Source organism: Candidatus Omnitrophota bacterium, from assembly GCA_028716565.1.
Taxonomy (GTDB): domain Bacteria; phylum Omnitrophota; class Gorgyraeia; order Pluralincolimonadales; family Pluralincolimonadaceae; genus Pluralincolimonas.
The window spans coordinates 498,099-513,062 of sequence record JAQUPL010000001.1 but is presented as its reverse complement, the minus strand read 5'-3'; the positions used below and the strand labels follow the sequence as shown (position 1 = coordinate 513,062).

General features: G+C 52.7%; 13 protein-coding genes. All 13 read left to right on the top strand.

Going from position 1 to position 14,964, the window contains the following annotated elements; all coding sequences use genetic code 11:
* The 13 genes from PHO67_02620 to PHO67_02560 all read left to right on the top strand — a co-directional run bounded on the left by PHO67_02620 (position 1) and on the right by PHO67_02560 (position 14,960).
* Positions 1 to 1,497 (top strand): sensor domain-containing diguanylate cyclase, encoded by a 1,497-nt coding sequence (locus PHO67_02620; GenBank protein MDD5546043.1) that lies wholly within the window; start codon positions 1 to 3, stop codon positions 1,495 to 1,497.
* On the top strand, positions 1,485 to 2,930 hold the full coding sequence (locus PHO67_02615; protein MDD5546042.1) for a sensor domain-containing diguanylate cyclase: 1,446 nt from the start codon (positions 1,485 to 1,487) through the stop codon (positions 2,928 to 2,930). Before PHO67_02620 ends, PHO67_02615 begins: the two co-directional genes overlap by 13 nt.
* Before the next feature lie 62 nt (positions 2,931 to 2,992).
* Entirely contained in the window at positions 2,993 to 3,973 is a 981-nt protein-coding gene (locus PHO67_02610; protein MDD5546041.1) for an ROK family protein, read from the top strand.
* A 12-nt stretch (positions 3,974 to 3,985) separates the two neighbouring features.
* Positions 3,986 to 6,244, top strand: coding sequence for an OstA-like protein (locus tag PHO67_02605; protein MDD5546040.1), 2,259 nt, complete (start codon positions 3,986 to 3,988; stop codon positions 6,242 to 6,244).
* Between the two features lie 14 nt (positions 6,245 to 6,258).
* On the top strand, positions 6,259 to 7,560 hold the full coding sequence (locus tag PHO67_02600; GenBank protein ID MDD5546039.1) for a UDP-glucose/GDP-mannose dehydrogenase family protein: 1,302 nt from the start codon (positions 6,259 to 6,261) through the stop codon (positions 7,558 to 7,560).
* Entirely contained in the window at positions 7,560 to 8,006 is a 447-nt protein-coding gene (locus PHO67_02595; protein ID MDD5546038.1) for a dTDP-4-dehydrorhamnose 3,5-epimerase family protein, read from the top strand. The genes PHO67_02600 and PHO67_02595 overlap by 1 nt, the downstream gene beginning before the upstream one ends.
* Before the next feature lie 5 nt (positions 8,007 to 8,011).
* Positions 8,012 to 8,758, top strand: a complete 747-nt coding sequence (locus PHO67_02590; protein MDD5546037.1) for a sugar phosphate nucleotidyltransferase — start codon at positions 8,012 to 8,014, stop codon at positions 8,756 to 8,758.
* Positions 8,746 to 9,750, top strand: a complete 1,005-nt coding sequence (gene rfbB, locus PHO67_02585) for a dTDP-glucose 4,6-dehydratase (GenBank protein ID MDD5546036.1) — start codon at positions 8,746 to 8,748, stop codon at positions 9,748 to 9,750. The genes PHO67_02590 and rfbB overlap by 13 nt, the downstream gene beginning before the upstream one ends.
* The gene (gene rfbD, locus PHO67_02580; protein MDD5546035.1) at positions 9,747 to 10,646 is read left to right on the top strand and encodes a dTDP-4-dehydrorhamnose reductase; all 900 of its coding nucleotides are present in this window, start codon (positions 9,747 to 9,749) and stop codon (positions 10,644 to 10,646) included. The genes rfbB and rfbD overlap by 4 nt, the downstream gene beginning before the upstream one ends.
* 8 nt (positions 10,647 to 10,654) lie before the next feature.
* Entirely contained in the window at positions 10,655 to 11,965 is a 1,311-nt protein-coding gene (locus PHO67_02575; protein ID MDD5546034.1) for a nucleotide sugar dehydrogenase, read from the top strand.
* A 4-nt stretch (positions 11,966 to 11,969) separates the two neighbouring features.
* On the top strand, positions 11,970 to 12,914 hold the full coding sequence (locus PHO67_02570) for an SDR family oxidoreductase (protein ID MDD5546033.1): 945 nt from the start codon (positions 11,970 to 11,972) through the stop codon (positions 12,912 to 12,914).
* Between the two features lies 1 nt (position 12,915).
* Positions 12,916 to 14,037 (top strand): DegT/DnrJ/EryC1/StrS family aminotransferase, encoded by a 1,122-nt coding sequence (locus PHO67_02565; protein MDD5546032.1) that lies wholly within the window; start codon positions 12,916 to 12,918, stop codon positions 14,035 to 14,037.
* Complete coding sequence (locus PHO67_02560; protein ID MDD5546031.1) at positions 14,034 to 14,960, top strand: SDR family oxidoreductase; 927 nt, start codon at positions 14,034 to 14,036, stop codon at positions 14,958 to 14,960. Before PHO67_02565 ends, PHO67_02560 begins: the two co-directional genes overlap by 4 nt.
* Positions 14,961 to 14,964: the final 4 nt, after the last annotated feature.

Sequence of the window (14,964 nt, the reverse complement as noted above, 5' to 3'; positions counted from 1 at the left end):
TTGAAAAAGGAAAAGCTGGTTTCAGGAATACTTGCGATAGCAGGTTTTCTCCTCGTTTCCTCTCTGATAATCTCGGCCTGCCACCGGTTCCCGGTCCAATATTGGGTCTACGGGCTGATCAGCTCCCTTATCATACTCCTTAATGTCATCATCCTTCTGGCATGGGTCGCTTTCGGCGAATGGGGCCTCTGGATATTCATAGCGCTCTCCTCGGTAATCACGCTTTTCGTATCGCTCGTCACCAATACCAACATAACCACTGTCGTTAATGCGACCGCCGCAGCCGGGATCTCCGCCGGTAATAACATCCACACTCCGAATATGAACATGCAGATATTAATTTTTTTCGCCGTCGGGCTCTTTGTCACTATCTTTAAGAACAGCATGGTCACGCGTGCCCTTTCCATAGACAGGCAGATCGATACCCTTGAGGAGGAGAAGAACGCGATCGAGGCCGAATATGCCTATACGAAAGGGGCGAATGACGCCCTCAAGGAAAAAGTCGTAAGGTACGCTACGCTCAAGGAACTGACAAGCAAGCTCAGTTCGACATTATCCCTTGATTCGGTGGTTAACATAGTCATAGACAACGTTTGCGATCTGGTCGAGAAGGCGGATGCCTGCATCCTCTTTTTGGTCGATGAGGAAGCCCGCGAGCTGGCCCTTAAAGCTGTCAGGGGCAAGGAAGGGGCGGTATCCGTTAAATCGAAAAAGGGCGATATCTTCGATATCTGGGTCTTGAAGCAGAGGCAGCCGCTCATGGTATCAGACGCGGATAAGGATTTCAGGTTCAACCTCGACCTGATACCCGTCGAGTTCAGGAGGGGTTTCAAGTCCCTGATAGCCGCCCCGCTTATTTCCGAGAAGAAGGTCATCGGCATCCTGCGGGTCGAAAGCAGGGAGGCCGAGGCTTACATATCCGATGACCTGAGGCTGCTCACTATCATCTCCGACCTTGCAGCTATCGCGCTGGAAAACTCGAAACTCTACCACCGCATAGAAGAGCTCGCAATAAGCGACGGGTTGACCGGGCTCTACTGCCAGAGATATTTCAAGGAGAGGATGGCGGAGGATATTGTAAAAGCGGTCCGGATAAAACAACCGCTCTCGCTGCTTATGTTCGATATAGACGGGTTCAAGGGCTATAACGACAAATACGGCCATATCGCAGGGGATATAGTCCTTAAGTCGATCGGAGGCCTGCTCAAAGGTTCCCTGGAGCCCGGCGATATCGCGGCCAGGTACGGCGGAGAAGAATTCGTCATCGTTCTCTTCGGAAAGGACAAGGCCGCGGCGCAGAGGCTCGGCGAGGAGGTACGGAAAAAGATAGAAGGCGAGAAGTTCATCCTGAGGCAGGTTGAGACTCATGTCACGGTTTCGATCGGCTGCGCCGGGGTGCCCGAAGATGCGGTATCGAGGGATGAGATCATCAGGTCTGCTGACGCGGCCCTTTATGAGGCCAAAAAGAACGGAGGCAACAAGGTATGCCTCGCCTGAATATCTCCCCGAAAAGATGGGGCCTTTCCAAAAGAGGGGTCCTGCCCGTATTCTTCATACTGGCTCTTATACCTCCGCTTTACTGCATCGGCAGGCCGGCGCACATATATATCTTCACGCTTAATTTCTCCCTTATAGCGGTAATAGCCGCGGCCTTTGAGTTCGGGTTGGCCGTATCATATATGATAACCGGCTGCGTCACCGCATTCACTTTAGTCTTGATGTTATTTAACAGGGGATTCGAGTTGCCCTATTTTGCCTCGATAGTGTTCTTGAATACCGTCCCGCTCATCCCCTCTTATTTCAATAATAAATACGCCGGGTATTTCGCCTCAAAAAATTCATCGCTTTCCGACGGGAAAAAATCGTTTGACGAGTTCACCGCGGAGCTTAAGTCGCTGAAGGACCTGAATGCCTCGCTGCAGAACCAGGTCCATGATATCCTCGATCTTTATGAGGTTACCAAGAAGATGAGCGCGTCCCTGGATACGGGAGATATGCTCAGGATATTCAGGGAGGCGATCAGCAAGATCTCCAGATTCGTTACCGCTAGGGTCATATTGCTTGAAGAATCCCACAAGAGATCTACGGCCCGGGTGACTTACGAGATACATAATCCCTCTACCGGAAAGCTCTCTTCAGGCGAGATCCGCAGCGGGCCGCCCGACAAGTTCGACCATCTCCTTGCGGAAATGGTTTCCGCCGGCAAGGAGATAATATCGCTCAAAGCGCCCATCGATAAGGGCCATCCTTTTGCCCCTTACCTCGGCGACGCGGGCAGGTCCTTTATCGCGCTGCCGTTGCTTTCGGAAGGGGAGCCGTTAGGGATCCTCGCGATACGGGGAATTGATGAGGAACATGCCGAGAGTTTCTCTATTCTCGCAAAACAGCTTGCGCTGGAGCTCAAGAAGGCAAACCTGTACGAGAAGGTCCAGGAGCTCGCGATAACCGACGGCCTGACCGGGATATACGTGAGGCGGCATTTTATAGAGAGGCTGAACGAAGAGGTGGCGCGCTCCAAGAGGCACAACCTCAAGCTTTCGCTCCTCATGATCGACCTTGACCATTTCAAGCAGTGCAACGATACTTACGGACACCTCGTAGGGGATATCGTCCTCAAGGAGATATCCAGGATAATGAAGGAATACGTGCGGCAGGTCGACCTCATCGGAAGATACGGCGGTGAGGAGTTCGTGATAGCGCTGCCTGATACCGACAAGAATTCTGCGCTCAATGTCGCCGACAGGATAAGGATGTCCGTGGAAAAGCATAAATTCAGGGCTTATGACGAGACGATATCGATGACGATAAGCATAGGCGTGGCGACTTTCCCGGAGACCGGTGAGGACGTGGCGACGCTCATAGACCGGGCTGACCAGGCCCTTTACAAGGCGAAAGAAGCGGGCAGGAATAAGGCCTTATTATGGCCTTAGGCCGGGATTTGGGCTGAATTATATTGAAAAATGGCCGTTTTTGAGTTAAGATTACTTACTTAATGACTAAATTCGCTGTCGGAATAGACCTCGGAGGCACCTATACCAAGCTGGCCCTGGTAGACACTAAGGGAAGGGTCTCCCACAGGGCAAAATTGTCCACAACCGCATACGGCACAAGGGCAGGCCTGGTAGCCGCCATTGTCGCCGAGGTCAGGGCCGTGATGGCGAAGGCGCGCCTTTCCCCGAAAAAAGTGCTCGGCGTGGGCATCGGCGTCCCGGGACTCGTGGATTTCAGGCGCGGGCACGTATATTACCTGACAAATGTCCCGGGCTGGAAGGATACGCCCCTCAAGAGGATGCTTGAGTCTAAGCTTGGCCTTCCCGTCCTTGTAGATAACGACGTCAACCTGATGGCGCTCGGCGAATGCAGGTTCGGCGCAGGCAGGGGCGCGGAGAACCTTGTCTGCATCACTTTGGGGACAGGCGTCGGCGGCGGGATAATAATTGGCGGAGACCTTTACCGGGGCTCCTCTTTTTCCGCCGGTGAAGTAGGACATATGCCGCTCAAGGAAGAGGGGTTGCCGTGCGGCTGCGGAAGTTACGGATGCCTGGAGCGCTACGTCGGCAACAGATATATCGTCGATGAGCTTAAAGCGAAGATACGCCGCGGCAGCCCGACGATCATAAAAAAACTGGTAAACGGGAATCTCTCGGCCTTGACGCCGGAGGTCATAAGTAAAGCAGCGCTAAAAGGCGACAGGCTTTCGATAAATTTTTGGGATACGGTAGGTGAAAGGATAGGCGTTACGCTGGCAGGCATAGTAAATCTCCTGAATCCCGAGAGTATAATAATCGGCGGCGGGGTCGCTGACGCAGGAGAGTTTTTGTTCAAGTCCATCAGGAAAACGGTGAACGAAAGGGCTTTACCCGTTCCCGGTAAAGCCGTCAAGATCCTCAAGGCGAAACTCGGAAATGACGCCGGCATTATCGGCGCCGCGGCGCTTTTCTTCTATCCCGGGACCCGGGGCCGCCGCAAATAACCGGAGAGACAATTGAGCCGTAAGTTTTCAATAATTGCTTTTGCCGTAATAATAACCTTCATCTTGCCCGGGATGGCTTCCGGTTTAGACGTGGCGACGCCGAAATTTCCCACTGTCAAAGTCGACAAGAACACCAAAGAGCCGGTCGTGATAAACGGCGACACGGTAGAATATTCCGAAACGGACATGACTGCGGTCGCGAACGGCAATGTCGTCATCACCTACCAGGACGCGAAACTGACCTGCAAAAAAGCCATTTTTCATACAGATACCAAAGAGGTCCTGGCCGAGGGAGACGTAAAACTGACACAGGAAGGGAGCTTCCTAAAAGGCGAACAGATGGTATATAACGTCGAGACGAAGGTCGGGACGATAGTCAACCCCCGCGTTTTTATAGAGCCCACTTATTACGGCGCCGGACAAAAAGCCGAGAAACAGGACGAGAACCATTATTACATCAGACAGGGTTTCATCACTACCTGCGACAGGGAGAAGCCGCATTACAGGGTCCAGACCAAGCAATTGAACGTCTATCTTAACGACAGGGTAACCGCGAAGAATATCCTGGTCCTTGTGGGGGATGTGCCGGTATTTTATTTCCCTTACCTGAGCATACCGTTAAAGGACTTCCGTTCCCCGGTCTCGGTCATGGCGGGCCATGATAATGACTGGGGATATTACCTTCTCACTTCCTGGAAATACTACCTTAACGAAAAGGTGAAAGGCCGGATAAACATAGATTACAGGGAACTAAGGGATTTTGCCTACGGCTTCTCGACCAATTACGATACCGATGACTTCGGGAGCGGCGTCGTGAGGTTCAATTATTTTGACGAGCGCAGCCAGCGGACCTGGAGCACGCGTGCCGCCGATGAGCAGGATAAGGACCTCAACCGCTATAGGGCGCAGCTGAGGCATAAATGGCAGCCGGACACGGCTACAAGCGGCATCGTGGAATACAATAAGTTGTCCGACGCCAACGTCATGAAGGATTATTACCTTAGGGATTTCCAGAAGGACATGGTCAACAACAACTATGCCTCGCTCATAAGGACAGACCCGTATTACACCACGAGCCTTTTCGTGCAGCCGCGCGTAAACCGCTTCGATTCCGTGGTCGAATACCTGCCTCAGGTGCAGTTCCAGACACGCAGCCTGAAGATCGGCCAGACGAATTTTTATTACGACGGCCAGGCTGCGGCCGCCAACATCAATAAGCTGGAACCCGCGCCGGTCAACGGCGTTGCCAGCGTAAACAGGGTAGATACCACTAACCAGCTTTCATACCAGTCGAATATTTTGGGTTGGCTCGGCATAAGGCCTTTTGCGGGCACTGAACAGACGTATTACAGCAAGGACATGCAGGGGGATAATAGCAATTTTATCCGCGGTAATTTTTTTACGGGGATCGACCTCAATACGCGTTTCTATAAAACTTATGACGTCAAATCGAACGCGTTTAATATGGAGATAAACAACATCAGGCATGTCTTCTCCCCTACGGTCAGTTACTATTATGCCCACAGGCCCACGTTCCGTCCGGCTAACCTGGCGCAGTTCGATTCGATAGACGCCCTTGATTTCAGGAATGTCATCACCCCGTCCCTTGAGAATAAACTCCAGACGAAGAGGATGGTCGGGAAGACGATGCAGACGGTCGATCTCGCGAGGCTGATAGTGAGCACCAATTACAATTTCAGGGCCGGGGAGAAGAAAAAGGGCCGTGTCGGGGATTACGACTTCTTGTTCGAATCCAAGCCGTATAACTGGATGAGGATACTTTCCACTACCTCGTATGACCAGCATACCTCAAAATTCAATTCGTTCACTTTCAACATCGTCGGGGACCCGGAATACAACCTCGACAACCCGGACCTCAGGGGCACGGTATACACGGACCTGACCCGGAAGAAATGGAGCTGGGGCGCCGGATACAGGTGGCAGGATGAGGTCTACAGCCAGTTGGAAGGGCAGTTGATGTTCAACCTTACCGATAAATGGAAGATCACCGCTTACGAGCGGATCGATTTCAAGAGGTTCGGCTCAGGGGCCGATGCCGCCAAGAAGTTCATCAACAAAGTGGCCGAGCAGGAATACAGGATCAGCCGCGACCTGCATTGCTGGGTCGGGGACATTATATGCAACATATCGGAGGACCACGGGTATACTTTCATGTTCGCGCTGCGGCTCAAGGCTTTCCCGGAGATGCCCTTCGAATTCCAACAGAATTACAACCCGCCGAGGTTCGGCTCCACTTTGCCTCCGGGTTAACGACAGGTGAGGATATGAGAATAACCGTGATAGGGGCAGGATATGTCGGTCTGGTGACGGCCGCGTGCCTTGCCGACCTGGGGAACGACGTCATATGCGTCGATATAGACAAGGACAAGATATCGAAACTTAACCGCGGCATGGTGCCGATTTATGAACCAGGCCTCGAGGACCTCCTAAAGAGGAACCGCAAGGAAAAGAGGATCGAGTTCTCTACTAACCTCAAGGACGCTGTTGGGAAGAGCGGGATCATATTTATCGCGGTAGGGACCCCGCCGAAAGATAACGGCGAAGCCGACCTGACGCATATCGAAGCTGTCGCCGAGGGTATTGCCCGCTATATGACCTCGTACCACCTCGTCGTAGAGAAGTCGACCACCCCGGTCGAGACCGGCCAGTGGATAAAACGGGTGCTCGAGGCTAACGCTCGCAAGGGCGTCAGGTTCGACGTGGCCTCTAACCCGGAATTTTTAAGGGAAGGGTCGGCTATAGAGGATTTCATGCATCCCGACAGGATAATAATAGGGGTCGAGAGCAAGAAGGCGAAGGATATGCTCCTTGAGCTGTACGGGCCGTTGGGCGCCGAGATAATCGTGACCAACATCAACAGCGCGGAGATGATAAAGCACGCGTCGAACTCTTTTTTGGCGACGAAGATATCGTTCATCAACGCCGTGGCGAATGTCTGCGAGAAGTCTGGCGCCGACGTCGAGGAAGTCGCCAGGGGCATGGGTTTCGATAAAAGGATAGGCAGGGCGTTCTTGAACGCCGGCATAGGTTTCGGCGGTTTTTGTTTCCCGAAGGACATAGAGGCCTTCATCCATATATCCGAGAAGGTCGGATACGATTTTGATCTGCTTAAAGCGGTAAAGAGGGTTAACGAAAAACAGAAGATGCTCTTCATAGGGAAGATAGAGAGGGCATTATGGAACATCAAGGGCAAGTCGATAGCGATCCTCGGGCTTGCTTTCAAACCCAATACCGACGACTTGAGGTTTGCGCCTTCGGTCAGAATAATAGAAAAGCTTATAAGCGAGGGTGCCGCAATAAGAGCGTACGACCCGCAGGCAATGGATAAGGCGAAGCGCCTGCCTGAACTCGAAAAAATAAAGTTCTGTAAGGGGCCCTATGACGCGGTAAAGGGCGCCGATTGCGTCGTGATAGTGACGGAATGGAACGAATTCAAGGAGCTCGACCTTAAAAAAGTCAAGAAACTCCTCAAGCATCCGGTCGTCATCGACGGCAGGAACTTATATGATCCCAAAAAGATGAAGGAACTAGGTTTCAGGTATACTTGCGTAGGGAGGGCATCCTGATGATAGACGGCGTAAAGATAAAAAAACTGAAAATAATACCGGACGACCGCGGCAAGCTCATGGAGATCATGCGCTGCGACGATGAGATCTTCGAAAAGTTCGGGCAGGCGTATTTCACGACCGCCTTCCCGGGGGTGGTAAAGGCCTGGCATTTCCATAAGAAACAGGACGACCATTTCGTTTGCTTGCAGGGCAAGATACGCCTCGGGCTCTATGACGCCAGGGACGGGTCGAAGACCAAGGGCGAGGTGAACGAGTTCATCCTGTCGCTCGAGGACCCGTTCCTCGTCAAGATACCCAAGGGCGTCTACCACGGTTTCAAGTGCGTGGCCGATATTGAATCGATGATCGTCAACATACCGACGATGGCGTATAACCCGAAGGAGCCGGACGAACTCAGGATAGACGCGTACGATAACGATATACCTTACGATTGGAGGAAATAATGGCCCTGCGAGGAGTGATACTGGCCGGGGGGCTGGGTAAGAGGCTCGACCCGTTGACCCGCATAACCAACAAACACCTTTTGCCGGTATATTGCAAGCCCATGATATATTATCCGATCCGGACGCTTGTCGACGCGGGGATAGAAGACATCCTCATAGTGACCGGCGGCAATAACGCCGGCGACTTCCTGAGGCTTTTGGGGAACGGCTCGGAATTCGGCCTCAAACACATAAATTATACGTACCAGCGCGGCGAAGGAGGCATCGCGGAAGCGCTCGGCCTCGCGGAACACTTCGCCCACGGCGATAAGATCATCGTTATCCTGGGTGACAACCTCATCGAGAAGAGCATCAAGAAATATGTGCAGGATTTCAGGCGGCAGCCGTCCGGGGCGAAGGTGCTCTTGAAGAAAGTGCAGGACCCGGGGCGCTTCGGCGTGGCCGAGATCAAGGGAAAGAAGATAATAAACATCGAAGAGAAACCGAAAAACCCGAAATCCGACCTCGCCGTTACCGGCATATATATGTATGACCCGAAAGTCTTCGACATCATAAGGCCGCTTAAACCCTCGAAGAGGGGCGAGCTCGAGATAACCGACGTAAATAACGAGTATATAAAGTCCGGGAAAATGACCTTTGACGTCCTCGACGGGTGGTGGACAGACTGCGGGACCTTCGAGTCGCTGTTCCGCGCCGGCAGCCTGGTCGAGAAGGAATTGTGCAAGGGGGTAAAGAAGATATGCGAATACTAGTAACAGGCGGCGCCGGTTTCATCGGCTCTAATTTCATAAGGTACGTCCTCTATAAGAATATGAGCTGCGAGATAGTCAATCTCGACAAACTGAGCTATGCCGGCAATCTCGAGAACCTTAAAGATATAGAAAAGAACGAGAACTATACCTTCATCAAGGGCGATATCTGCGACCATAAGGCCGTGGAGAAGGCGATCAAGGGCTGCGATTACGTCGTGAACTTCGCGGCCGAGAGCCATGTCGACAGGTCGATCCACGGGGCGGACGAGTTCATAATGTCGAATGTCCTCGGGACGAACGTCCTGCTGGAGAAAGCCAGGATGAACGGCGTATCGAAATTCATCCAGATCTCGACCGACGAGGTCTACGGTTCGATAGAGAACGGTTCTTTCGATGAAGGGAGCTCCCTTGCGCCGAACAGCCCCTATTCTGCGAGCAAGGCCGCCGCAGAGCATATGTGCCGCGCCTATTTCGTCACGTTCGGCCTGCCCGTGGTCATAACCAGGAGTTCGAATAACTTCGGGCCTTACCAATACCCGGAGAAATTCGTCGCCCTGAGCATAACAAACCTCATTGAGGGGGAGAAGGTGCCCCTTTACGGCGACGGCAAGAACGTCCGCGACTGGCTCTACGTCGAGGATAATTGCGACGGGATATATTTCGTATTGAATAAAGGAGCAGCGGGAGAGGTATACAATATCGCCGGCGGATACGAGATGATGAACATAGATATGGTGCACGATATCATCAGGGCGATGGGCGGGGACAGGTCTATGATAGAATATGTCAGGGACCGCCTGGGGCACGACAGGAGATATTCGCTCGACGATTCGAAATTAAGGGATATGGGTTGGAAACCCAACCATACCTTCAACGAAGCGCTTGATAAGACCGTAAAATGGTATGAAGAGAACCGCGATTGGTGGATGAAGATAAAGCACAGGGGCGCCTACAAGAAATATTACAAGAAGCAGTATAAGGGTAGAGCTTGAAGACACTGATTACCGGCGCGACCGGCATGCTAGGTTGCGATCTTTGCAGGGAATTTTCGGCCGCGGGCGATGTCGCCGGTTTAACGCGCGGCAAACGCGAAGCGAAACAGTGCCGCGCCTCACAACTGCTGGCGGCGGATATTACGGACAGGGACGGCGCAGCCCGGGTCATCCGGAAGTTCAAGCCCGGCCTTGTGATAAACGCGGCCGCATTGGCGGATGTCGATTTCTGCGAACTCAATCCCGAAGAGGCCTTCAAGACAAATACCGAAGGGGCCAAAAACGTAGCTGACGCGGCGGAAGAGGCCGGGGCGTTATTGATCCAGATCAGCACGGATTACGTCTTCGATGGGGATAAGGGTTCGGCCTACACGGAAGAGGATAAGCCCAATCCGTTAAGCGTCTACGGGGATTCGAAACTGGCGGCCGATGATTACGTAAGGTCAAATATCAGCAGGTACGCCATAGTGCGTTCGAGCTGGATGTTCGGCCCGTGCGGAAAGAATTTTGTAGATTTTGTCGTCGGATCGGCCAAAAAGGGCGAAAGGATAAGGGCGGTCGGGGAGAAATACGGGAACCCCACTTATACTGCGGACCTGGCGAAGGCGGTTTTTGACCTTTCGGAGCGCATCAGGAAGGGCAAAGCCCCGTCCGGCATATATAATATTTCCAACGAAGGGGTCTGTTCGCGTTACGAATTGGCGAAGGAGATAGCTGCCTTGTGCGGGCTGGAAGCCGAGATCGTATCCATAACCGCAAAGGATGCCGGAGGCCCGGCCCCGAGGCCAAAATTATCGGCCCTCGATAATACAAAGGCGGGCAAGGCGTTAGGATATAAATTAAGGCATTACAGGGAAGCGTTAAAAGAATACATAAAAACCGGTAAAAAGAGATAGGGGAACCGATGGTCGCGAGGTTTAAAATAAAGATAAAACAAAGGAAGGCCAGGATCGCTGTTATAGGCCTTGGTTATGTGGGATTGCCCCTGGCGGTGGAGTTCGCCAAGAAGGGTTTCGGCGCGCTCGGGGTCGACCTCGACAAGAGGAAGGTCGATTCCATCAACCGGGGAAATTCCTATATATTGGATATCCCGAGTGACGAGATAAAGCCCCTGGTGAAGAGGGGGGCGCTCAGGGCAACTCGCGATTATTCAAGGCTTAAAGAGGTCGACGCCATAATAATCTGCGTCCCGACGCCGTTAAGGAAAACTAAAGACCCCGATATGTCTTTCATCGTCTCCGCGGCAGAAGCGATCGCCAAGAATTTGAAACAAGGGCAGGTGATAGTCCTCGAATCCACCACTTATCCCGGGACGACCGAGGAAGTGATACTCCCTATATTGGAGGCGACCGGCCTTAAAGTGGGAAAGGATTTCTGCCTCGGTTTCTCGCCGGAGAGGATCGACCCGGGCAATCCTACTTATATGACGCATAATATACCTAAAGTAGTAAGCGGCATGACGAAGATATGCAGGGAGAATATAGAGTTTTTGTATTCCCAGATAGTCGGGAAGGTCATTACCGTCTCGTCGGTGAAAGTGGCGGAGATGGTCAAGCTCCTCGAGAATACCTTCAGGTCGGTCAACATCGGGCTCGTGAACGAACTCGCGCTCATGTGCGACAGCCTCAAGGTGGACGTATGGGAGATCATCGAGGCCGCGAAGACAAAGCCGTTCGGGTATATGCCGTTCTACCCGGGCCCGGGTTTGGGCGGGCACTGCATCCCGATAGACCCGATATACCTGGCGTGGAAGGCAAGGATACAGGGATTCGAGCCGAGGTTCATCGACCTCGCCTCAAAGGTGAACGCCGACATGCCGGAATACGTGGCCGAAAGGGTATCGCGTTCGCTCAACAACAGGTTCAGGAAGGCGGTCAAGGGCGCAAAGGTACTCATCCTCGGCCTTTCCTACAAAAAAGATGTCACCGATACGAGGGAATCCCCGGCATACGAGGTGATAGAGAAGCTCAGGGAGCGCGGAGCCGCCATCTCGTATTACGACCCGTTAGTGCCCGCTTCCGAAGTCAACGGGCACAAGATGAGGTCGGTAAAACTGACCGCTGCGGAGCTTAAGGACAAGGACTGCGCGGTCATAGTCACCGACCATTCGAACGTAGACTATGACTTCATAGTCAAAAATTCCAGGTTCATCCTCGATGCTCGCAACGCGTTAAGGAACATCAAGACGAACCGCGATAAAATAGAAAGGCTTTAACCTCATGGCCAGGTATCTAGTCACCGGTGGCGCGGGATTCATCGGTTCCAATATCGTCGATGAGCTGGTGCGCCGCCGCGAAGATGTCAAAGTCCTCGACGATTTCTCATCGGGAAAAAAGGAGAACCTCGGGAAGGTATCCGGCAAGATAGAATTGGTCGAAGGGGACATACGCGATACCGCCCTGTTGAAAAAAGCACTCAAGGGATGCGATTATGTCATACATCAGGCCGCGCTGCGTTCCGTGCCAAAGTCCCTGCAGAACCCGCAATTATATGACGACGTTAACGTCAAGGGCACCCTTAACGTCCTGTTCGCTTCCCGGGAGAACAAGGTAAAAAGGGTCGTCTTTGCGTCTTCCAGCTCGGTCTACGGTGATGCGCTTAAACTCCCGCAGAGCGAAGACCAGATACCCCAGCCTATATCCCCTTACGCGGCCACCAAGCTCGCCGGCGAACATTACTGCAGGGTATTCGCGAAGTCATACGGCCTCGAGACCGTAGCCTTGCGGTATTTCAACGTCTTCGGCCCGCGGCAATCGCTTGAATCCGAATATGCCGTTGTCATACCCAAGTTCATTGTCTGCATACTTAAAGGCGAGCAGCCTCCGGTTGACGGGGACGGGAAACAGAGCCGGGATTTCACTTATGTAGACAATGTCGTAGAGGCAAACCTTACCGCGGCGATTCGCGAAGGAGCGTCCGGCGAAGTATTCAATGTCGCGTGCGGAAAGGCATATAACCTCCTCGAATTGGTCAAGTTCCTGAACGAGATCATCGGTAAGGATATAAAGCCCAAGTTCATGCCTCCGCGCCCCGGCGACGTCAAACACACCCTGGCGGACGTGGCGAAGATGAAGAAACTTTTAAAATTCGATCCCAAAGTGGATTTTGTCCTTGGGTTAAGGAAGACCGTGGAGTATTTCAGGTCGGTGAACGGAAAAATCTGAAATGAAAGTCCCATTGGTGGATCTAACCAGGCAGTACAGGAAATTACAGGGCGAGGTAGACCCGGCCGTGAAGTCCGTCCTCGAGAAAGGTATTTATATCCTCGGGGAAAATGTGGCCGGATTCGAAGGAGAAGCCGCGGAATATTGCGGGACAAAATACGCCGTCGGCGTCGCAAACGGCACCGATGCGCTGGAGCTTGCCATCAAAGCTCTGGGTATCGGGGACGGCGACGAGGTTATCACGACCCCCTTTACCTTTATCGCCACCACAGAGGCTATTTGCCTTAACGGCGCGAAACCCGTCCTCGTCGATATAGAACCGGACACTTTCAACATCGATGCGGGCCTCATAGAAAAGGCCATTACCGCTGAGACCAAAGCGATAATCCCGGTGCATCTCTTCGGACAGACCTGCGATATGGACGCGGTGATGAGCATCGCCAAAAAACGCGGCATTAGGGTCATCGAGGACTGCGCGCAGGCGATAGGCGCCGGGTTCGGATCGAAAAGGGCCGGAACTTTCGGTGATATCGGGTGTTTCAGTTTTTTCCCGAGCAAGAACCTCGGATGTTTCGGCGACGGAGGGATGGTCACGACTAATGATAAGACGCTCGCCGACAAGGTAAAAATGCTGCGTGCCCACGGGCAATCCGACAGGTATCGCCACGAGACAGAAGGCCGCAACAGCAGGTTGGATGAGCTCCAGGCGGCGATATTGAGGATAAAATTGCGACATCTCGACGAATGGAACGAATCCCGCCGCAAAAACGCGCGGCTTTATAATAAAATGTTCGAAAATTTAAGCAAGGCAGGAAAATTAACGGTCCCCGCAGAGAAAAAAGGCCGGAAGCACGTATATAATATATATAACATAAGGGTAAAAGGAAGGGACGGATTGAGGGAGTCGCTTAACGCGAAAGGTATCGCTACAGCGGTATATTACCCGGTACCGCTCCATATGCAGCCTGTCTACGGCCGGCTCGGGTGGAAGGAAGGCGAATTCCCGGTGAGCGAAGAGGCGTGTCAAGAGGTATTGGCCCTTCCCGTCTTCCCGGAACTGGAAGATGAAGAAGCCCGTTTCGTCGCGCGGGGTGTGATAGATTTTCTGGAGGGAAAGAGTTGAGGATACTCATAACAGGCGGCGCCGGTTTCATAGGTTCGCACCTTTGTGATTTTCTTACAGGTAAAGGGCATAATGTCATCTGCATGGATAACCTCATAACCGGCAAAAAGGAGAATATCTCCCATCTCCTCGGCAACAAAAATTTCAAATTCGTAAACCATAACGTCTCCGTAAAAATAAATGTCAGCGGACCGGTCGACTACGTGCTCCATTTCGCCTCTCCCGCGAGCCCTGTCGACTACCTTATGTATCCTATCCAGACCCTGAAAGTCGGAAGCCTCGGTACCCATAACGCATTGGGCCTCGCGAAAGCCAAAAAGGCGAAATTCCTGCTCGCCTCGACGAGCGAAGTATACGGTGACCCGCTGGTAAATCCGCAGCCGGAATCATATTGGGGCAACGTAAACCCGATAGGTCCGAGGGGCGTCTACGACGAGGCGAAACGCTTCGCCGAGGCCATAACGATGGCCTACCACAGGGTGCATAAAGTCGATACGAAGATAGTCCGCATATTCAATACCTATGGCCCGCGGATGCGCAGGAACGACGGCCGCGCGATACCGAATTTCATAACGCAGGCCCTTGAAAATAAGCCGATCACCGTATACGGAAAAGGCAGACAGACAAGGAGTTTTTGTTACGTAGACGACCTCGTAAGGGGGTTATACGCGCTGATGCTCTCCGGCCTGAACGATCCGGTAAACATCGGAAACCCCAACGAGGAGACCCTTCTCGACCTGGCCAAAAGGATCATATCCCTTACCGGGAGCAGGAGCAGGATAACGTATAAGCCCCTCCCTGTAGACGACCCGAAGGTGCGCCGGCCCAATATAAGGAAGGCGAGAAAAGAACTTAAATGGACTCCCAGGATTTCCCTGGAAAAAGGCCTCAAAGAGACGGTTAATTTCTTCAGGTTTTCCTGACGGC